The organism is Brevundimonas sp. (genome assembly GCF_046299595.1).
GTDB lineage: Bacteria > Pseudomonadota > Alphaproteobacteria > Caulobacterales > Caulobacteraceae > Brevundimonas.
This window is the reverse complement of record NZ_JBKBHQ010000001.1, coordinates 2,253,000-2,271,992: the sequence shown is the minus strand read 5'-3', so window position 1 is coordinate 2,271,992 and position 18,993 is coordinate 2,253,000. Positions and strand designations below refer to the sequence as shown.

Genomic DNA, 18,993 nt, shown 5'->3' with positions numbered 1-18,993 from the left:
ATCCACAGTTGATGGCGTTTACAGTGTCAGAGTCACCGCGCCGGGAGCTTTTCCCGGAAATAGAGCCGTTTGCCTTCGGCCATATGCCCACGGGCGGCATTCACAACATCTATTACGAGGAGTGCGGCAGGCCCGGCGGCAAGCCCGCGCTCATCCTTCATGGCGGACCGGGCGGGGCGACATCGCCGGGGATGCGTCGCTATTTCGATGCCGACAAGTGGCGCATGGTGCTGTTCGACCAGCGCGGCTGCGGTCGCTCTACGCCCAATGCGGTGCTCGACGAGAACACCACATGGGATCTGATCGAGGACATCGAGCGCCTGCGCGAGCGCTGCGGCATCGAGCGCTGGACCGTGTTCGGCGGCTCGTGGGGCTCAACCCTGTCGCTGGCCTATGCGATCACCCATCCCGAGCGGGTGGACGCCCTGATCCTGCGGGGCATCTTCCTGCTGACGCGCAAGGAGCTGCACTGGTTCTATCAGGAAGGCGCATCGATGATCTTTCCCGATGCGTGGGAGCGCTATCTGGCACCGATCCCCGAGGCCGAGCGTCATGATCTGATGGGCGCCTATTACAAGCGTCTGATGGGCGATGATCGCGCCGCGCGCGAGCAGGCCGCCGTCGCATGGTCGAGCTGGGAGGGCGAGACGGTCAGCGTTCAGGGCCCCGATGCCAGACCCGACAAGTTCGCCGACCCCGCCTTTGCCGTCGCCTTTGCCCGCATCGAGAACTGGTATTTCACCAACGGCGGCTTCTTCCCCGAGGAAAACTGGATTCTCAACAACATCGCGCGCATCCGACACATACCGGCCTGGATCACCCAAGGTCGCTATGACGTGGTGACGCCTGCTTCGGGCGCCTGGGCGCTGCACAGGGCCTGGCCGGAGGCGCGCTTCGAGATGATCCCCGATGCCGGTCACGCCTCGACCGAGCCCGGCATCATAGACAGCCTCGTGCGGGCCACCGACTGGGCAGCCACCCTCTAGGACGGGTCTGCACCCTCGTTCTGCATCAGCTGAAAGCCGATCCGCCGTGCCTGCTCGCGCTCCTCGGGCTTGGGCACGGCGCTCAGCGCCACATTGAGCTGATTGTAGTGCTGGACGAGGCGCACGGGCTTGCCATGGGCATTGCGGCCCATCAGCAGGATCAGGTCCGGGCCCCAGAAGCCGATATCGTCAATCTGCATGGTGCCATCGCCGGGCAGGCCGACCAGACGCACCGCCATTTCCTCGCCCGGATCGAGGCGGGATTCGAAATCGGCGATCAGGCGCAGCAGGCGCACATAGGCCCACTCGGCCGGATTGGCACGCATGCGCAGGCCCTCGGCCAGATGGCGGGCATCCTCACCCGCCCCGATGGCGGTCACGGGCTGGGGACAGGGCTCGCCACCGCAGTCCATACCGGCTTCTGACGCTGCCGCTGCCGAAGGGGCGTCATCGAGGGGGTGGGGCGGGCTCATATCAGGCCCCTGCCGCGCGGCAGTTCGGTGTAGCGGTGCACCCGGATCGACTGGATGAGGCCGAAGCCGATCATCACCGTCAGCATCACCGTGCCGCCATATGACAACAGCGGCATGGGCACCCCCACCACCGGCGCCATACCCATGATCATCGCCCCGTTGATCAGCACATAATAGGCGAAGGTCGCCGTGACGCCCGCGGCGGCCAGCCTGCCGAAATGGCTGTGGGACTGGGAGGCGATGCGCAGCGAGATCACGATGGCCGCCAGATAAAGACCCAGCACCACCAGTCCCACCAGCAGCCCCATCTCCTCGGCCACGGAGGCAAAGATGAAGTCGGTCTGCTTTTCGGGCAGGAACTCGAGCTGGCTCTGGCTGCCCAGGCCAAGGCCCCGCCCGAACACCCCGCCCGAACCCATGGCGATCTTGGATTGCAGGATGTGATAGCCCGCGCCGGAAGGATCGGCCTCGGGGTTCATGAAGGTCATGATGCGCTCGCGCTGATAGTCATGCAGCACGAAGGCGATGAAGGGCGGGATGGCCACGGCCGCGCCTGCCACCGCTGCGGCGATGATCTTCCAGCTGAGGCCCGCCACGAACATGATCGACCCGCCGGTCAGCACGATCAGCACCGCCGTGCCCAGATCGGGCTGTTTGGCCACCAGCAGGACCGGCATCATGATGATGCCGATGGGAAAGATCAGCTTCCACGAAAACCGCGCGTCCTGAGCCGAGGCGCCGTGATACCAGCGGGCCAGGGCAAGCACCACGGCCACCTTCATGATCTCTGAGGGCTGCAGACGCAGGGGGCCGATGTCCAGCCAGCGGGTCGCACCCATGGCCGTGTATCCGAACAGCTCGACCCCGACGAGAAGCAGCAGGGCCATGATCCAGGCCGGATAGGCGATCATGAACCAGACCCTGATATCCACCAGAGCCAGCACCAGCATGATGACCAGGGTGAACCCGAAGCGGGTCAGGTGCGCCCCGGCCCACGGCGACCAAGAGCCGCCGCCCACCGAATAGAGCATCACCGCGCCGATGCCCGCGAGGATCGAAATGATCAGCGTCAGGCGCCAGTCGATCTCGCCGATCTTGACCGGAAGGCGCGCCCGCTCGCCGGGCCGCGTGAGGGCAGAGGCGGTCATGGCTGGCTATCCCCTGCGGACGGTGCCGCGCCTGGTGAGGCAGAAGGCTCGCTGATGATCTCGGGCGGGTTGATCGAGACGGTCGGCTCGGCCACGCGCGGGGCGGGCGAGAACTCCGGTGCGGAGAAGGCCTCGGGGTCTTCTTCCTCGAAGGGACCGGTAGGCTCGGGCGGAAGGGGCCGCTCGATGCGCGCACGCATGTCGGGATCCTTCAGCAGGGCAACGCGCATGATCTCGCGCGCCTTTTCGGCGGCCAGACGCGATCCGCCCCCGTGCTGCACGATGACGGCGATGGCATAGCGGGGCGCATCGTGGGGCGCGAAGGCGACGAACAGGCCGTGGTCGCGCAGGGGCCAGCCGACAGTGGTGCCCCGCCGCAGCCCGCCGCGAGGCTGGGCCGTTCCGGTCTTGCCCGCCATCAGGATGTCACCGAGGTGAAGCTGGCTGGCGCGATAGGCCGTGCCGCTGACATCATTGGCCACGGCGGCCATGCCCGTGCGCACGATGTCGAGGTGCTCCTGCGAGAAGGGCATGTCCGGCACGTCGCCGCCGGAGGGTTGCTCGATCCCGCCGATGGACTTGATGATCCTTGGATTGACCTTCTTGCGGCCGTTGGCGATGCGCGCGGTCATGACCGCCAGTTGCAGGGCGTTGACCTCGATGGCCCCCTGCCCGATCGCCACCGAGAGCGTTTCGCCGGGGAACCAGCGCTGCTGGGCCGGATCGCGATAGGCCTGACGCTTCCACTCGGTCGAGGGCATGACGCCGCGGCGCTGGTTCGGCACTCCGATGTCATAGGTCTGGTGCAGGCCAAGCGCCTCGGCCACGCGGGCGATGCGGTCGACTCCGGCGCGGTTGCACATATGGTAGAAATAGACGTTGCACGAGTTCTTGATGGCGTCGTGCATGTTCTGCGGGCCGTGGCCGCCGCGCCGGTGACAGCGGAAGGTGCGGTTGCCGAAGAAATAGCCGCCCGAGCAGTTGACGCGCTCGGCCGGATTGACACCCGCATCCAGCAGCGCCAGCGCCGTGGTCATCTTGAAGGTCGAGCCGGGCGGGAAGGTGCCATAGAGTGCCTTGTCCAGCAGGGGTCTGCGCTCATAGTCCGCCCATTCGCGATAGATGCGCGAGGGCACGCCCGAGACGAACAGGTTCGGATCGAACGAGGGCGAGGACGACATGCACACGATGTCGCCGGTCTCGATGTTCATCACCACCGCAGAGCCCGACTCGTCACCGAACACCTCGATGGCGCGCGCCTGCACATCGGCATCGAGGGTCAGCTCGACGCGCCTGCCGGGCGTGGGCGGGCGCGAGCCCTCCTGATCCTCGCCGACGATGCGCCCGCGCGCATCCACTTCCACGCGCTGCCCCCCCGCCTGACCGCGCAGATGCCCGTCCAGGGTGCGCTCGATGCCCTGACGTCCAATGCGATAACCGGGGTGATAGAGGATCTGCTCGACCTCCTCGCCCCGCTCGCGGATGGCGGCGACATCGGTATCGGCCACCTTGGCCACATAGCCGACCACATGGGCGAACACCCCGCCGTGCGGGTAGTAGCGCGCCTCGTTCATGTCGACCATGACGCCGGGCAGCTCGTTGGCATAGAGGTTGACCCGCGCGAACTCCTCCCAGTTCAGGTCGCTCTTGACCGGAACGGGCACGAAACGCGGGGCGGCGTTGACCTCGCGGATGATGGTGCGGCGGCGCTCGTTGACGTCGGGCAGCAGGCGGCCCAGCAGGTCGAGCGTCTGATCGAGGTCGCGGGTCTCGTCCCGCACCACCAGCACGCGGAAGCTGGGCCGGTTGCCCGCCAGCACCGTGCCCTCGCGGTCCACGATCTCGCCGCGCGGCGGGGGCACGAGGCGGAAGTTGAACTGGTTGTTGCTGGCCAGGGTGGCATAGCGGTTGCGCTCGATCACCTGAAGCTGGCCGAGGCGACCGGCCAGCACCCCGATGCCCAGCGCCATCGCCCCACCCAAGAGGAAGGTGCGACGCAGGAACGAGCCCTGTCGCTCGTTGACGTCCTTGAAATAGATGGACGGCTCATGGCTCATCGGAAGCGCACGTCTCCGTCGTCAAAGGTCTCGATCATCCATGCAGCGGGAATGAACATCACCAGCGTCGCCAGAATCTGCCAGACCAGCGACAGGGCACTGGGAGCCCGCCCCGCCGCCAGGGTCATGACAAGATAGGCCAGAAGAAAGGCAAAAAGCGTGCAGCCGCCGAACCATGCGAACAGGACGGCCGTCTCCTGCCCCACGATGAGCTGGCGCATGGCCAGGATCACGCCATAGACCGCCAGCAGCGACAGGCCCCACATTCCCAGCGGCGCAAACCACAGCAGATCCAGATAGAGGCCAAGCGCGAACAGGGCAGCCGGACCGATGATCGACGGGCGGATAAGCGGCCAGGCAAATGCCAGCGCCATGGGCACCACCGGCTCGGGCAGGCTCAGGCCGAACACCTTGACGGGCGTCGCCATCACGATGGTGGCGAGCATGGCGACCAGCGACGGATAGACGATCCATTGCAGCGGGCCGACCACGCGGACCGTCATGCCCCGTCTCACGGCTGAGGCTCCGGCTGAGAGGCGGAAGCGGGGGAGGTGCTGGCAGCCGAACTGGCCGGGGCACTGGCTTGCGCACCGGCCTGGGCTTGCGCGCGGGCATCGCGGCGCGCCTGGGCATCGGCGATGGCGGCCGCGGTGCGCGGATCGGGCGGCGGAGCGGTCTCGAGGGCGGCCAGGGGTGGTGCGTTCAGGGCCTCGGCGTCGACGAGCTGGCTGAAGTCCTCGAACAGGAGCACACGCACGAAATCGATGGCGCCGCGATCCGAGAACAGCTTGACGCGCCAGGTGCCGTCGATGCCGCGCGCCACCACCCCGATGGGGAGCCCACGCGGAAAGCCGCCGCCATCGCCCGAGGTCAGCACGCGGTCGCCCTCGCGCACCGAGTCCTCGCCGCGCACATATTCGAGACGCGGATTGCCGCTGCCGTCACCGGCCAGCACAGCGCGCGCATCGCTGCGATCGATCAGCACGGGCGTGCGGCTGGCCACGTCGGTCAGCAGCAGCATCCGGCTGACGCCGCCGGAGGTGCCCACGATGCGCCCGACCAGCCCGTGCTCGTTGATGACGGGATTGCCCACGCGCACGCCACGGCTGGAGCCCACGTCGAGCAGGCGGGCGTTGACGAACGGGCCTCTCGCCTCGGAGATAGAGCGGGCGTGGACCGCACTGACGGGCGGCTCGGTGCGGATCCCAAGCAGGGCTTCATACTGGCGGTTGACGTTGGTCAGGGCGATGTTGGCATCGCGCACAGCCTGAAGCTCCGCGATCTCCGCGCGCAGGCGGCGGTTTTCGGAGACCGCGAAGAAGTAGCCGCGCACATAATCGCTGGCCTGTCCGACCCAGCGCACGGGCGCAGCGAAGATGCCGTTCACCGGGCCTGCGCCCGCCTCGAAGGTGTCGCGCACCGTCAGGCCCTCGGCATCGGTCCTGCCCGCGCGCTGATCGCTCAGCAGCAGCAGCACCGACGCCACGACCAGGGCGAGCGCGACCAGCGCCGACGTCCAGATCAGCGGAACCTTCAGATTATCGAACGGTCCGTCGCGAAACGCCACGGCGCGCCTTTCCCGATGCGTGGTCCGCGCAGCGCGGACTTCCGGTGCCTTGGTCCTGACCTGCGCGCAAGCACCCCGATGCCGCGCGGATCATGTGGGCATTGTTAGCGATTTGCCACGATCGGACCAGACCCTGCGGCCCGATCCGCCAACAAAATCAGAGGCTCGCCTCAAGCACACCCTTCATCCAGCGCGGATGCTCCAGCACACGGCCGCAGCCGATGGCCACGCAGGAGAGCGGATCGTCGGCCACCGACACGGGCAGGCCCGTCTGGTCGCGGATCTCGCCGTCCAGTCCGCGCAGCAGCGCGCCGCCGCCGGTCAGCATGATGCCCTTGTCGGCGATGTCGGCGGCCAGTTCGGGCGGGGTGGCCTCGAGGGCAACCTTCACCGCGTCGATGATCTGGCTGACCGGCTCGGCCAGGGCCTCGGCGGCCTGACGCTCGGAGATGCGTACCTCGCGCGGTACGCCCTGCATCAGATCACGGCCCTTGACCTCGATGGACAGGCCCTCCCCATCGGGCGGAACGCGCGCGGTGCCGATGTCCTTCTTGATGCGCTCGGCAGTCGTCTCGCCGATCAGCAGATTGTGGTTGCGGCGCATGTAGCCGATCACCGCCTCGTCCATCTTGTCGCCGCCCACGCGCACCGAGCGCGAATAGACGATGCCCGAGAGCGAGAGCACGGCCACCTCGGTGGTGCCCCCGCCGATATCGACCACCATCGAGCCCGTCGGCTCGTGGATGGGCAGGCCCGCGCCGATGGCGGCGGCCATGGGCTCGTCGATCAGGCCGACGCGGCGCGCATTGGCGTTGAGGCACGAATCATTGATGGCGCGACGCTCGACCGCCGTGGCGCCCGAAGGCACGCACACGATCACCTTGGGGTTCACGAAGCCCTTGCGGTTGTGAACCTTGCGGATGAAGTGCTTGATCATCTCCTCGGCGACCTCGAAGTCGGCGATGACGCCGTCGCGCATGGGGCGGATCGCCTCCATGTGGCCGGGGGTGCGGCCCAGCATCTGCTTGGCCTCTATGCCGACCGCGTGGACAACCTTTCGGCCGCCGACGTTTCGGAGCGCCACGACCGAGGGCTCGTTCAGCACGATGCCCTTGCCCTTCATGTAGATGAGCGTGTTGGCCGTGCCGAGGTCGATGGCGATGTCACTGGAGATGGCGCCGAAAGGGAAAAAGCTCATGGGCGTTCGCAAACCGTCGATGATGCAGCCGTATAGGCGATGGCGGCCCTCTGGCGACGCCCCCGCCGCGCCTTCCCCAAAGCGCAGCCTGCGTTACGTCATTCGCCTTTAGGCCGATGGGCCCGTTTGCCCGCTCGAAGGGGCAATTTCAAGCCCTGCGAGAGATTCGCGTGCAGCGGTCTTCGCTTATCCACTGTCCTGCCATGACGAGGCCGCGACGCGCGCCTACTCATTGAGCCGCGAAAGCGCAGGATTGCGCCGCCGGACCAGCTCGCGCACCCCCAGCATCACAGCCAGCCAGACCATGGCGATCGCCGCCAGAATGAGCGTGGTGTGGGTGCCGTCTCCCGTGGCCGCCACCATGACTGCGCCACCGAAGAAGGCCACCAGCGCTGTCTTGGGCAGCACGCCCAGCGCACAGCCTGCCATGAAGGCGAGAAACGGCGCGCGCATGGCCCCGAAGACCATGTTGACCACAATGAACGGTGCCGATGGCACATTGCGGATGATGAAGCTGGCGAAAAAGGCATTGCGTCCGATGAAGGCGGTCAGGCGCGCCACCGTGCGGCTCTGCATCCGCTCGATGGGGCCAAGGCCGAGCACGCGCCCCAGCCCCCAGGTCACAGCTGCCGAGATCACCGTGGCACCCCAGCTGTAGAAGAACCCGAGGCTCGGCCCGAACACGACCACACACGCCGCAATCAGTACGAACTGCGGTGCGCCGACGAAGGCTGCGGCCACGAACAGGGCCACCGTCGCCGCAAAGGCCAGCGGGCTGCCGGCATAGCCGCTCAGCCAGGCCTCCAGCCGCTCCTCGGCCTCGAGGCCGAGCTGGCTGCGGCCCAGAAGATAGACCGCGACCACCGCAAGGATCAGCACCGCGCCCACCGCCAGGGTGCGCCAGCGGCGGGTCTCCATGTTGAACAGAAAGTCGATCAGGCGGCGCACGGCACAGATCGCCTAGGGCACGAAGCGGGCGCGCACGACCTGATCGGCCTCGGTCAGGGTCAGGCGGCAGCTGCGACCGTCACCGAAGGGCTCGCACCCGGTCCATTCAATGCGCCAGCCGCCTGTGGGGGCCATGGCATTGAGAACTACCTCGGTACCGGGCGCGCGGCGCAACCAGCACAGCCTCGGGGACTGATGCGGGTGATAGCTCCAGCGCGGATCGCCGCAGCTGATGCCGGTTACGGGGCGAGAGGACACCAGCCACTCGGGGCTCTGGGCGCCCTCGACCTCGACGATCAGGCGCCAGTCGCGGCTGCCCGTAATGGTGACGCCCTCGACCAGTGTGGCCGCGTCACGCTCAGGCGCGCTCTGTGCAGCAGCCGGTTCGGCAATGGCTGTCACACCGATTACCACCAGTGCCAGGACACATCCTGCCATGGGATTTGCGCTCATCGTCTCCGGCCCCCGCATTGCACACGCCTGCCTTGGCACGTAAACCGGGCCAGATAGCTTGGAAAGTGAGAATGTCGTCATCTAAGGCCGCCACAGCGCTGCAGTCCGCCGCCCTCGCCCGCGTCAAGCCCTCGGCCACGCTCGCCGTCACGGCGCGCGCGCGCGCGCTCAAGGCCGAGGGACGCGACATTCTCTCGCTTGGTGCCGGTGAGCCCGATTTCGACACGCCCGATTTCGTCAAGCAGGCCGCCATCGAGGCCATCGGGCGCGGCGAGACCAAATACACCGACACCGACGGCATGGCCGAGCTGAAGGCCGCCGTCGTGCGCAAGTTCGCCCGCGAGAACGGACTTGGCTACGAGCCTTCCCAGATTCATGTCGCGCCGGGCGGCAAGGCAGTGATCTACAATGCGCTGGTGGCGACCCTGTCTGCCGGTGACGAGGTGATCGTGCCCGCGCCCTACTGGGTGTCCTATCCCGACATGGTGCGCCTTGCTGGCGGTGAGGCCGTGGTTGTGGAAGCCGGTGCCGATGCCGGCTTCAAGCTGCAGCCCGGTGCGCTCGAGGGCGCGATCACGGCGCGCACGCGCTGGCTGATTCTCAACTCGCCCAGCAATCCCACGGGCGCCGCCTATTCGCGCGACGAACTGGAAGCTCTGGCGCAGGTGCTGCGCCGCCACGCGCACGTCTGGGTGCTGACCGACGACATGTACGAGCACCTCACCTATGGCTCGTTCCGCTTCTGCACCCTTGCCGAGGTCGCGCCCGATCTGATGGATCGCATCCTGACAGTGAACGGTGTGTCCAAGGCCTATGCCATGACCGGCTGGCGCATCGGCTATGCGGGCGGGTCAAAGCCCCTGATCGACCTGATGCGCAAGGTGGCCAGCCAGACCACCTCCAACCCCTGCTCCATCAGCCAGTGGGCGGCCCTTGCCGCCCTCGACGGGCCGCAGGACTTCATGGACGAGCGCCGCAAGGTGTTCCAGCGCAGGCGCGATCTGGTGGTGCAGGCCCTGAATGAATGCGAAGGCATCACCTGTGCCGTGCCCGAGGGTGCGTTTTATGTGTATCCTTCCATCGCGGGCCTGATCGGCAAGACGGCACCGGACGGCACGGTTATCGACAGCGACGAGGCCTTCGTCACCGCCCTGCTCGACAGCGAAGGCGTGGCGGCCGTTCACGGAGAAGCCTTTGGTCTGTCTCCGTTTTTCCGCATCTCCTATGCTACGGGAGACGATGTGCTAACCGAGGCCTGCGCCCGCATCCGGCACTTCTGCGATAGCCTGGGCTGAGCGCTCAGGAGGCGCGCGTGACGGCAAAGTCGGCCAGGTCGGACAGGGCGCGCAACCAGGGCCCGTCATCGAAACGCGAGAGGGCTGCCCTGGCCTGATCGGCGTGCTCGCCGGCCCGCTCCAGAGTGGCCGCCAGCGCCCCGGTGCCGATGATCAGCTCGCGCGCCCGGGTAAAATCGCCTTCGCCCTGCTCGCGGCGAGCGATGACCCGCTGCCAGAACGCATCCTCGCGCCCGCGCGTGCGCGCCATGGCCAGCAGCAGCGGCAAGGTGACCTTGCCCTCGCGGAAATCGTCGCCCGCGTTCTTGCCCAGCGTCTCGGACAGCCCGCCATAGTCCAGCGCATCGTCGGCGAGCTGGAACGCCAGGCCGAGGTGCAGACCGAAGTTGCGCAGGGCATCGACCTGACCGGCACCGCCGCCTGCCCCTATCGCACCGCTCTCTGCGGCGGCGGCGAACAGCTCGGCGGTCTTGGCGCTGATGATCTGGATGTAGGTCGGCTCGTCGAGGTCGGGATCGCGCGCACGGCTGAGCTGGAGCACCTCGCCCTCGGCAATCACCCTTGATGCACGCGCCAGAGAGCCCAGTGCGGCCAGGTTGCCGGTCTCGACCATCAGCTCGAAGGCCCGCGCGAACAGGAAGTCGCCGACCAGCACGCTGGAAGCCGAACCCCAGATCAGATGGGCCGCCACCTTGCCACGGCGCATGTCCGACTGATCGACGATGTCGTCATGGAGCAGGGTCGCCGTATGGATGAACTCAACGGCCGCGGCCAGCTTGACGGCGGCGCTGACGTCATCGCCCAGCATACGCGCGGCGGCCAGGGTGATCAGCGGGCGCATCCGCTTGCCACCGGCGGCGACCAGATGCTCGGCCAGTTGCGGAATAACCGGCACGTCCGAGGCCATGCGTTCCAGAATCAAGGCGTCGACGCGCGCCATGTCCGGTGCGGCCAGAGCCGCCAGCGCATCCATGCTGCCGCGCGCGCGCTGGGTGCGCTCGCCCGTCGTGGCTACGGCGTGTTTTCCGATTGCGTCCAAGAAGCACTCACGAAATGACCGGCCATGCATACTCAAGACAGGTCTGGCCGGTTGGAATAAGCTGATCGCGCGCCTGTCATGAACAGGCGAGCGCGCGGGGTCAATCTTGATCCTGCACCAGCAGCACCATGCGAAGGCGGTATGTCAGGGTCAAGCGTAGTCAGTGACGCAGAGGAAGGTGCACCCCACAGCCCATCAGACGTGCGGCGCGACCGGCTCATGGGCGGCACGATCACCCTCACCCAGCCGCGACACGGCTATCGCGCAGGCATGGATGCGGGCCTGCTGGCAGCGGCCTGCCAGCGCCATGGTCCCTTGCGGATCATCGAGGCAGGGTGCGGGGTGGGCGCGGCCCTGTTGCAGGTGGCCGCACGCAACCGCGAGGCACAGCTGACGGGCCTCGAGCGCGACGAGCAGGCTGTGGCCCTGGCGCGCGCCAATGCCGATGACAACGCCATGGGCGAGCGCGTGCGGATCGTGCGCGGCGATGTCGCCCACGGCTTTCGCGCCCTGGGCGAGCCTGCCTTCGATCTGGCGCTGTGCAATCCGCCCTATTTCGACGACGAGACGAAGCTTCGCGCGCCCGCCCCCGAGCGCCGCGGCGCATGGATCGCGGACGATGGTCTCGGTGCCTGGCTCGGCTTTCTTCTGAAGGCGGTGCGAGAGGGCGGAGAGATCGTCATCATCCATCGCGCCGAGCGGCTGGCCGACATTCTGGCGGGCCTTGCGCCCAAGGCCGGGTCTTTCATGATCCGGCCCGTTCATCCTCATGACGACGCCCCTGCCAAGCGGGTGATCGTGCGCGCCGTCAAGACCGGGCGCGCGCCCCTGACCCTGCTGCCCGCGCTCGTCATGCATACGCGCGAGGGTGCCCGCCACACGCCGCAGGCCGAGGCGATCCTGCGCGGCGAGCGCGCACTGGAGTGGCGCTAGCTAGAGCAGGCGAATCTCGCGCAGCCGCTGGTTCAGATAGCCATCAGCGGTAATCGGCTCGGGGTAGCGGTCGGGATTGTGCGCCGTGACGCAGCTTTCCAGGGTGCGGATTTCGAACTCGGGCTCGAAATGCAGGAAGAACGGCGTCGAGTAGCGTGAAAAGCCGCGCCGCTCCGGGACCGGATTCACCACCCGGTGCGTGGTGGACGGCAGCACATGATTGGTCAGGCGCTGGAGCATATCGCCGATGTTCACCACCAGGGCTCCGGGCGGCGGATTGATACCCAGCCAGGAGCCGTCCTTTTCCCTGATCTCCAGCCCCGCTTCCTCGGCACCCAGCAGCAGGGTGATGACATTGATGTCCTCGTGCGCACCGGCGCGCACGCCGGGGGCATCGGCGGGGATGGGCGGATAGTGCAGCAGGCGCAGCACGCTGTTGCCCAGCGCCACCTTGTCGTCGAAATAGCTGTCGTCCAGGCCCAGATAGCGGGCGATGGCCATCAGCAGCTTGCGGCCCAGCTCGTCCAGCGCCCCGTACATGGTGCTGATGCTCTCGCGAAAGCGCGGCACCTCAACCGGCCAGACATTGTCGCGCATATAGGCCCGGTAGGGATGCCCCTCGGGCAGCTCGCGCCCCGTGTGCCAGAACTCCTTGAGATCAACGACCGCCGCGTCCTTGGCTGCCTCGGTGCCAAAAGGCGTGTAGCCGCGCGCGCCGCCCGTGCCCGGCTGGTGATACTGCCGCTTCACGCCGTCAGGCAGGGCAAAGAAGGCCTTGGTATCCTCCACCGCCGCATCCAGCATCGCCTGATCAAGCCCGTGGTCCGCGACCACCGCAAAACCGTAGCGCGCGAAGGATGCGCCGAGGGCCTCCGAAAACGCCTGAAAGTCCTGACGGGCGAGGCTCATGGAAACCGGCACGATGCCCTGGCCGCCATGGTCGGCGGGGGCTTGGCTGGAAGTGGGGGCGTTGTCAGCAGGGATCATGGTCAAACCGGCGGTGCACTTCTGATGGCCCCGGGCACAGGCCGGGGATGCGAGTGCGCCTTTTAGCGCCCAATGAGGCATTTGTCAGACGCCATTCATGCCGCAGCCGCCATGTCGGAATCGGAACCTATGCCGTTGGCCCTGCGTTCTGGGGCCACGCGGCAAGGAAGCCGCCAACAGATGCCTGTCACGGCTAGGGAACACGACTATGCGCGCTAAAATCATCATGACGGGTGCGGCCACCGCCGCCCTTCTGGTCGCCGCCTGCACCACCACCGACCCCTATACGGGCCAGCAGGTGCGCAACAACACCGGCACGGGCGCCATCGCCGGTGCGGTGGGCGGTGCCATCCTCGGCTATCTGACCAACACCTCCAACTCCGAGCAGGGCCGCCGCAACGCCCTCATCGGTGCGGGCGTGGGTGCCCTCGCCGGGGCCGCGGTCGGCAACTACATGGACCGCCAGCAGGCCGCCCTGCGCGAGCAGCTGGCCGATACCGGCGTGCAGGTCATCCGCCAGGGTGACGATCTCTATCTGCGCATGCCCGGCGACCTGACGTTTGCGGTCAACGATGCCAGCATCCGCCCCGACCTCTATCCGCTGCTCGATGACGTGGCGCGGGTGCTGAACCAATATAACCAGACCACCATCGACGTGATCGGTCACACCGACTCGACCGGCAACGACGCGATCAACCAGCCGCTGTCGGAGCGCCGTGCTTCGGCCGTGGCCCAATATCTGATCTCGCGCAATGTCATGCGTGAGCGCTTCTATGTGGCCGGAATGAGCTCGCGTGAGCCGATCGCCTCCAACGCCACAGCCGAAGGGCGCCAGCAGAACCGCCGCGTCGAGATCAAGATCGCACCGCTGCGCGGCTGATCGCGACACTCAGGCAGTATAGAGGGCGGCGGGCAACGGCTCGCCGCCCTTTTCTGCATCCGGCAGCAGGCAGTGCACCCGCGCAACGGCGGCCATGATGCCCTGATTTTCGGCTGCAGAGCGTTTTTCCATGAATTCATACTGCAGCGGTTGAATCGCCCTGCCCGCCCGTGCTCTGTGAGATTCGCGTTATGCGGCTCCCGGCTCGGTCCGTGCCGCAGGAAGCGTCAAGCGTTCGCAGCGGGGCAGATGCGTGAACCTGAAATGGCCAGTGCGTGCAGCGGCGGATCTCGTCACGCGGGGGCAGCAGCGTCTGGCAGAGCTGGAAGCTGAAATGGAACTGCTGCGCGGCGCACGGCTTGCTCTGCTGGCGATTGGCACGGCCGTTCTAACAGCATCTCTGGTGATCGTGGCCGCAGAGGCCCTGATCCCGGACAGCGCCGAAACCCACTACATCACCGTCGATCACCGCGGCTGAGGCTGGCGGAGGGCACCGAGCCCTGCGCCTTCGGTTGCGCCCGTATCATCCCGGATCAGGAACCTGCAAAACCGAGGGTGCATAAGTGCCCGAGGGCCGCGGTGCCCATGCACACGAGCGCGCGCATCAGAAGCCGCAATGCCGCCCGACTGAAACCGCCCTCATGCAATGAGTGAAGGCGCGCAGGGGCTGTAAAGCCTGCACCAGCCCCGATCCTCACCCGGCAGATTCCAGAACCCCGACAGGCAGTAACCCCGACAGGCAGGAGCCCCGGAACGCAGGAGCCCCGGAACGCAGGAGCCCCAGACGAGAGCCCATAAGCAGACCGCCCGCCAGATTGCTCTGACGGGCGGCTGTAGCTTTGGCGATCGCCATCGCTTCTGTTCCGGTCTGATTGGACCCGGCCGAGGCCGGGCCCGCACAGATCAGACTTAGAAGTTGATGGTGATTTCCGTACGACGGTTCAGCGGCTCGCGCACGCCATCCGCGGTCGGACGGGCCAGGTCGTTCTGGCCACGGCCTTCCAGCGTGATGATCGAGCTGGAGATGCCGCCGGCAACCAGGGCATCAGCCACGACGCGCGCACGGCGCTCGGACAGACGCTGGTTGTAGGCCGCCGAACCCGAGGTGTCGGTGTGGCCGACCAGAGCCACGCGGGTCGGACGACCCGAGCGGGCATAGGCCACGGCCTCGTTGATCACCTGCTGGGCAGCAGAGTTGATGTCCGCACGGTCCCACTCGAAGTAGACCACGAACTCACGCGTCACCGGGGCCGGAGGCGGCGGCGGGGGCGGAGGAGGCGGCGGGGGCGGAGGCGGAGGCGGAGGCGGCGGGGGCGGCGGAGGCGGCGGAGGAGCCGCGACGGCGCCGAAGGCCACGCGAACACCGACGGTGAACGAGTGATCCTCATAGTCACCCGACCAGGTGCCGAGCTGGGCGGCGCCGACCGTAGCCGTGTCCCACTCGGCGTCCGAGCGGAAGTAACGGTAGGTGAAGTCGAGGTTGGTGCGCTCGCCGATCGCCCAGGCGAAACCGGCCAGAACCTGCCAGGCCAGGTGGGTCGACTGGTCGTCGAAGGTGTGCAGGACAGCGGGGTTGCCGCGGACCCAGCCAGCGCCTTCAGCGTCGATGCGGTTCGCACCCACGCCAACGCCCAGGAACGGGCGGATCATCGAGTCCGGCGAGCCGAAGTCGTAGATCAGGTTGGCCATCAGCGACCAGGCACGGATGTCACCATCGGGGATGGAGCAGGCCGTGGTCAGGTTCACGTTGCACAGACCGCCGGGATAGGCCGGGCTGGCGCCCAGAACCGTGCCCAGTTCACCGGTGCGGTAGCCGCCTTCGAGTTCCACGCGCCAGGCGGGGTTCACGCGGTAGCCGAGACGGACCATGGCGGTCCAGCCGGGCTCCAGGTCCCAATCCCAGGTTGCGGTCGTCGGACCGGACGAATCAGCCTCGATCGTCGACGGCCAGTGGCCGCCGATGTCGAGGGCGCCGTACCAGCCGTCCGGCTCAGCCGAGGCGCTTGTCGCCGCGAAGAGCACGGAGACGGCGGCGCCAGCCAGAAGCTTCAACTTCATAGTGACCTCGTTTTGAAAAACACGTCTCTTTAGAGATAGCCCCGGGCACCAGCAGCAAGCCGCCGTGCACCCGATAGGCCCCAAACGGTGCGAAACTGCGCGAGTTCCACACTTAGGCCACAAATACGGCACCTGTTGCCCAGTTCCAACACAAAAACCTTGGCCATAACGCTTTCGCCCTTGCCCTGTGTCCTATAACACGCGGTTATGGCGGAGCCTGTAACCCTTGCTCGCTAAGCGACTGAAATGATTAGGAACACTGTTATGCGATTTGACGGGCGTGTGGCCATTGTCACCGGTGCCGGCGGAGGCCTTGGCCGGGCCCATGCGCTGGAACTGGCCAAAAGAGGCGCAAAAGTGGTCGTGAACGATCTGGGTGGCGCGCGCGATGGAACCGGTTCCACCTTGAGTGCCGCTGAAGCCGTTGTCGCAGAAATCACCGCTTCGGGCGGCGAGGCCATGGCCGATGGCGCTTCGGTCAGCGATTCCGCCGCCGTTGAAACCATGGTCGAGCAGGCACTCTCGCGATGGGGCCGCGTCGATGTGCTGGTCAACAACGCCGGGGTGCTGCGCGACAGGACCTTCGCCAAGGGCACGCTGGAGGATTTCCGCTTCGTGCTCGACGTACACCTGATGGGATCGGTGATCTGCACCAGGGCGGTGTGGGATGCGATGCGAGAGCAGGGCTATGGCCGCATCCTCATGACCACCTCGTCGTCGGGGCTTTTCGGCAATTTCGGCCAGAGCAACTATGGCGCGGCCAAGATGGGCGTTGTCGGCCTGATGCAGACGCTGGCTCTGGAGGGCGCAAAGCACGACATCCGCGTTAATGCCCTAGCCCCCACCGCCGCCACGCGCATGACCGAAGACCTGCCCGGCCTACCGCTCGATCAGCTGCAGCCCGAGCGCGTCACCCCGGCCATGGTCTGCCTTGTCTGCGAACAGGCACCCACGCGCACCATTCTCGCCGCGGGCGCAGGCAGCTTCGAGCAGGTCAACATCACCCTCACCCGGGGCGTGCACATCAGCGACGGCCCGGACATGGCAGAGCGCCTGTTCGAAAGGCTGGCCGAGGTGGCAGAGCGCGAGGGCGAGCAAGTCCCAGCCTCCGGCGCGGTACAGGCGGTGCATGAGCTGATGAAGGCGCAAGCCGCCGGGCGTTAGGGCGCAAGCTCCACCCTCACCACACCTGCCACCACCTGCGCCGTGCGGACGCGTTGATCTGGCCCTGCGCGGCCTGACACGCCTGCATAATGGCGAGCACGGTCTCTTTCCGGTCGTTGGCGATCTCCAGCGCGGCCACGGCCCCGTCACCGAACGCCACCCACTCGCCCACGGTGTTCGCCTGCGGCAGTGCGGGAGGCGGCACGCTGGCGCGGATGCGCTCGGGGATCAGGCCCACGCAGTCAACGACAGGCCGGGTCGTCTCGATAGGCGGCGCGCTGGCACAGGCGCTCAAGGCCAGTGCGGCCAGCATCGCCAGCGGTGTTGCCCGCATCAGGGGCGGATAGGATCGCATCGCGGTTTCTCCCGGTCTGGTCGGTGATGGCGGCTTCGCGGCTTGCGCTGGCCTCGGACTGGCCGATGGCGTCTCTGGCGAGGGTTTCACCCGCGCTGGCTGAGCTGGCGGCCTGCGCGGCCTCAGCGGCGCGCTGGCGCTCGCTCTGCCTTGCCCGGTGATCGACGGCGCACAGGGCGATGATGATCAGCAGGAGCGCGCACAGGGCCACGGTGGCCCATGCGGACGGCGACAGGGTGCGGATGGCGGCGCGGATCATGCGGCGACCCTCTCTTTCAGATAGCGGGACACCCAGCGCGGCAGGTCGTCACCGTTCCATTTCCACCCGCAGGCCTAGGCTGCATCGCGCAGCGCCTCGGCGGTGGCGTTCAGGCGCCCCAGTGGCGCGCGCTGGTATTCGCGCCAAGCCAGCCGCAGAGCCTCGACAGCTTCGATCTCGTCGGCGCGGATCATGGCTTGCGCCCATAAAGCGCGGCCTCTGCGGCGCGGCGGCGGGTCAGGCCCGGCAAGACCTTCCCCTTGGCCTTGTTCCAGCGCGCGAACTCGGCCTGTGCGCCCGCGTAGTCGCCCGCCTTGTGCTTGCGAACAAGCGTCGAGCCCGCCATGGCGCTGATGCCCACATTGTAGGCAAAGCTGACCAGTGCATCGAACTGGCTCTGCGTGACCGGCGCGCCGCCCAGCGCCTGCATCACGCCGTCCTCGAACCGGCGCAGATCGGCGGCAAAGCGCGCATCGGCCTGCGCCCGCGTCCAGATGGTATCGCGGCCAATGTCAGGGCCGGTCGAGCCCCAGCCGATGGTCCAGGGCAGGCCCGTGGGGCCGGGATCGGGATAGGCGGCGATGCGCCCGTCAGGCAGCACCCGGTGCAGGCTCTCGAACGAATGGATAAGCGCGATGCCCTCGGGGCTGGTCCGCATCGCAGCGCCCGCGTCGGGTCGGGACGGCGAAGCCGGACGAGCGCGGGCGTCATCATGTCCCGCGCCCTCGGCAGGCAGGCCGAATGCATCGGCCACCGCGTCGATGAGGGTCACATGAGCGGGCGTCAGGCGACCGCCCGGCGCGAACGGGCGCACGGCATCGAACAGGACCTTGCGGGTCATTGTGCATCCCCCTGGTGACGGGCCTGCTCACGGGCGATGCCCGCCACCTCCATGGCCTTCGCGCCATACAGCGCGGCCAGAATGGTCCCGGCCGCTACGATCGCGGCAACATCGGTGCGAAAGACTATGGCCCATGCGGTCGCGGCCCCGACAGCAATCAGGCAGAAGGGCCGGGCCACGTCTCCGATGAAGTGCTTGAGCTGGTGCGGGGTCATGCGTCCTCGCCCGCATCGTCATGATTGGCACGGACGCCCAGCTCGGCCTGACAGTCCTCCAGGCTGAAGTGATCGGCCTCCTCGAACAGGTCGGGGTCGGGCACGCTGAGGTCGCTGAAGGGGTGCGCAGGGCTCAT

23 protein-coding genes are annotated in these 18,993 nt (G+C 67.3%); 6 read left to right on the top strand and 17 right to left on the bottom strand.

What is annotated here, in order from left to right; genetic code table 11:
- The first annotated feature begins 11 nt into the window (after window positions 1–11).
- Entirely contained in the window at window positions 12–986 is a 975-nt protein-coding gene (gene pip / locus ACK4E3_RS11265) for a prolyl aminopeptidase (protein ID WP_409700680.1), read from the top strand.
- Here the strand turns inward: pip and ACK4E3_RS11260 are convergent.
- From ACK4E3_RS11260 to ACK4E3_RS11225, 8 genes are all read right to left on the bottom strand, one after another.
- Window positions 983–1,459 carry a DUF6173 family protein gene (locus ACK4E3_RS11260; protein WP_409700677.1) on the bottom strand — a complete coding sequence of 159 codons (477 nt, stop codon included), beginning with the start codon at window positions 1,457–1,459 and terminating at the stop codon, window positions 983–985. The genes pip and ACK4E3_RS11260 overlap by 4 nt on opposite strands.
- The gene (rodA, locus tag ACK4E3_RS11255) at window positions 1,456–2,607 is read right to left on the bottom strand and encodes a rod shape-determining protein RodA (RefSeq protein WP_409700674.1); all 1,152 of its coding nucleotides are present in this window, start codon (window positions 2,605–2,607) and stop codon (window positions 1,456–1,458) included. Before rodA ends, ACK4E3_RS11260 begins: the two co-directional genes overlap by 4 nt.
- Window positions 2,604–4,664, bottom strand: coding sequence for a penicillin-binding protein 2 (gene mrdA, locus ACK4E3_RS11250; RefSeq protein WP_409700671.1), 2,061 nt, complete (start codon window positions 4,662–4,664; stop codon window positions 2,604–2,606). Before mrdA ends, rodA begins: the two co-directional genes overlap by 4 nt.
- Window positions 4,661–5,167: a hypothetical protein gene (locus ACK4E3_RS11245; protein ID WP_409700668.1), complete on the bottom strand. Its 507-nt coding sequence runs from the start codon at window positions 5,165–5,167 to the stop codon at window positions 4,661–4,663. The genes mrdA and ACK4E3_RS11245 overlap by 4 nt, the downstream gene beginning before the upstream one ends.
- Window positions 5,168–5,175: 8 nt before the next feature.
- Window positions 5,176–6,231, bottom strand: a complete 1,056-nt coding sequence (gene mreC / locus ACK4E3_RS11240) for a rod shape-determining protein MreC (RefSeq protein WP_409700665.1) — start codon at window positions 6,229–6,231, stop codon at window positions 5,176–5,178.
- 157 nt (window positions 6,232–6,388) lie between these two features.
- Window positions 6,389–7,429, bottom strand: a complete 1,041-nt coding sequence (locus ACK4E3_RS11235; protein WP_409700662.1) for a rod shape-determining protein — start codon at window positions 7,427–7,429, stop codon at window positions 6,389–6,391.
- Between the two features lie 225 nt (window positions 7,430–7,654).
- On the bottom strand, window positions 7,655–8,377 hold the full coding sequence (locus tag ACK4E3_RS11230) for a TVP38/TMEM64 family protein (protein WP_409700659.1): 723 nt from the start codon (window positions 8,375–8,377) through the stop codon (window positions 7,655–7,657).
- Between the two features lie 12 nt (window positions 8,378–8,389).
- Window positions 8,390–8,815 carry a hypothetical protein gene (locus ACK4E3_RS11225; protein WP_409700656.1) on the bottom strand — a complete coding sequence of 142 codons (426 nt, stop codon included), beginning with the start codon at window positions 8,813–8,815 and terminating at the stop codon, window positions 8,390–8,392.
- 86 nt (window positions 8,816–8,901) lie between these two features.
- On the opposite strand from ACK4E3_RS11225, the gene ACK4E3_RS11220 reads away from it, so the two are divergent.
- Window positions 8,902–10,125: a pyridoxal phosphate-dependent aminotransferase gene (locus tag ACK4E3_RS11220; RefSeq protein ID WP_409700653.1), complete on the top strand. Its 1,224-nt coding sequence runs from the start codon at window positions 8,902–8,904 to the stop codon at window positions 10,123–10,125.
- A 4-nt stretch (window positions 10,126–10,129) separates the two neighbouring features.
- Here ACK4E3_RS11220 and ACK4E3_RS11215 read toward each other — a convergent pair whose 3' ends face one another.
- A complete protein-coding gene (locus ACK4E3_RS11215; RefSeq protein ID WP_409701265.1) occupies window positions 10,130–11,098 on the bottom strand; it encodes a polyprenyl synthetase family protein in 969 nt (322 codons plus the stop codon).
- 285 nt (window positions 11,099–11,383) lie between these two features.
- On the opposite strand from ACK4E3_RS11215, the gene ACK4E3_RS11210 reads away from it, so the two are divergent.
- A complete protein-coding gene (locus ACK4E3_RS11210) occupies window positions 11,384–12,097 on the top strand; it encodes a tRNA1(Val) (adenine(37)-N6)-methyltransferase (RefSeq protein ID WP_409700650.1) in 714 nt (237 codons plus the stop codon).
- On the opposite strand, the gene ACK4E3_RS11205 is transcribed toward ACK4E3_RS11210, so the two are convergent.
- Window positions 12,098–13,006: an isopenicillin N synthase family dioxygenase gene (locus tag ACK4E3_RS11205; RefSeq protein ID WP_409701262.1), complete on the bottom strand. Its 909-nt coding sequence runs from the start codon at window positions 13,004–13,006 to the stop codon at window positions 12,098–12,100. It lies immediately after the preceding gene.
- Between the two features lie 286 nt (window positions 13,007–13,292).
- Between ACK4E3_RS11205 and ACK4E3_RS11200 the strand changes: the two genes are divergently transcribed.
- Window positions 13,293–13,964: an OmpA family protein gene (locus tag ACK4E3_RS11200; RefSeq protein WP_409700647.1), complete on the top strand. Its 672-nt coding sequence runs from the start codon at window positions 13,293–13,295 to the stop codon at window positions 13,962–13,964.
- Between the two features lie 9 nt (window positions 13,965–13,973).
- Here the strand turns inward: ACK4E3_RS11200 and ACK4E3_RS11195 are convergent, their stop codons facing one another.
- Window positions 13,974–14,096, bottom strand: a complete 123-nt coding sequence (locus ACK4E3_RS11195) for a hypothetical protein (RefSeq protein WP_409700644.1) — start codon at window positions 14,094–14,096, stop codon at window positions 13,974–13,976.
- Window positions 14,097–14,235: 139 nt separating this feature from the next.
- Between ACK4E3_RS11195 and ACK4E3_RS11190 the strand changes: the two genes are divergently transcribed.
- The gene (locus ACK4E3_RS11190) at window positions 14,236–14,442 is read left to right on the top strand and encodes a hypothetical protein (protein ID WP_409700641.1); all 207 of its coding nucleotides are present in this window, start codon (window positions 14,236–14,238) and stop codon (window positions 14,440–14,442) included.
- A 431-nt stretch (window positions 14,443–14,873) separates the two neighbouring features.
- On the opposite strand, the gene ACK4E3_RS11185 is transcribed toward ACK4E3_RS11190, so the two are convergent.
- On the bottom strand, window positions 14,874–16,022 hold the full coding sequence (locus tag ACK4E3_RS11185; RefSeq protein ID WP_409700638.1) for an OmpA family protein: 1,149 nt from the start codon (window positions 16,020–16,022) through the stop codon (window positions 14,874–14,876).
- Between the two features lie 264 nt (window positions 16,023–16,286).
- Here ACK4E3_RS11185 and ACK4E3_RS11180 point away from each other — a divergent pair, with 264 nt between their 5' ends.
- Complete coding sequence (locus ACK4E3_RS11180; protein WP_409700635.1) at window positions 16,287–17,186, top strand: SDR family NAD(P)-dependent oxidoreductase; 900 nt, start codon at window positions 16,287–16,289, stop codon at window positions 17,184–17,186.
- Between the two features lie 16 nt (window positions 17,187–17,202).
- On the opposite strand, the gene ACK4E3_RS11175 is transcribed toward ACK4E3_RS11180, so the two are convergent.
- The 5 genes from ACK4E3_RS11175 to ACK4E3_RS11155 all read right to left on the bottom strand — a co-directional run bounded on the left by ACK4E3_RS11175 (window position 17,203) and on the right by ACK4E3_RS11155 (window position 18,993).
- The gene (locus tag ACK4E3_RS11175; RefSeq protein ID WP_409700632.1) at window positions 17,203–17,424 is read right to left on the bottom strand and encodes a hypothetical protein; all 222 of its coding nucleotides are present in this window, start codon (window positions 17,422–17,424) and stop codon (window positions 17,203–17,205) included.
- 4 nt (window positions 17,425–17,428) lie between these two features.
- Window positions 17,429–17,800, bottom strand: coding sequence for a hypothetical protein (locus ACK4E3_RS11170; protein WP_409700629.1), 372 nt, complete (start codon window positions 17,798–17,800; stop codon window positions 17,429–17,431).
- A gap of 190 nt (window positions 17,801–17,990) precedes the next feature.
- The gene (locus ACK4E3_RS11165) at window positions 17,991–18,641 is read right to left on the bottom strand and encodes a lysozyme (protein ID WP_409700626.1); all 651 of its coding nucleotides are present in this window, start codon (window positions 18,639–18,641) and stop codon (window positions 17,991–17,993) included.
- Window positions 18,638–18,856, bottom strand: coding sequence for a hypothetical protein (locus ACK4E3_RS11160; RefSeq protein ID WP_409700623.1), 219 nt, complete (start codon window positions 18,854–18,856; stop codon window positions 18,638–18,640). The genes ACK4E3_RS11165 and ACK4E3_RS11160 overlap by 4 nt, the downstream gene beginning before the upstream one ends.
- On the bottom strand, window positions 18,853–18,993 hold the full coding sequence (locus ACK4E3_RS11155; RefSeq protein WP_409700620.1) for a hypothetical protein: 141 nt from the start codon (window positions 18,991–18,993) through the stop codon (window positions 18,853–18,855). Before ACK4E3_RS11155 ends, ACK4E3_RS11160 begins: the two co-directional genes overlap by 4 nt.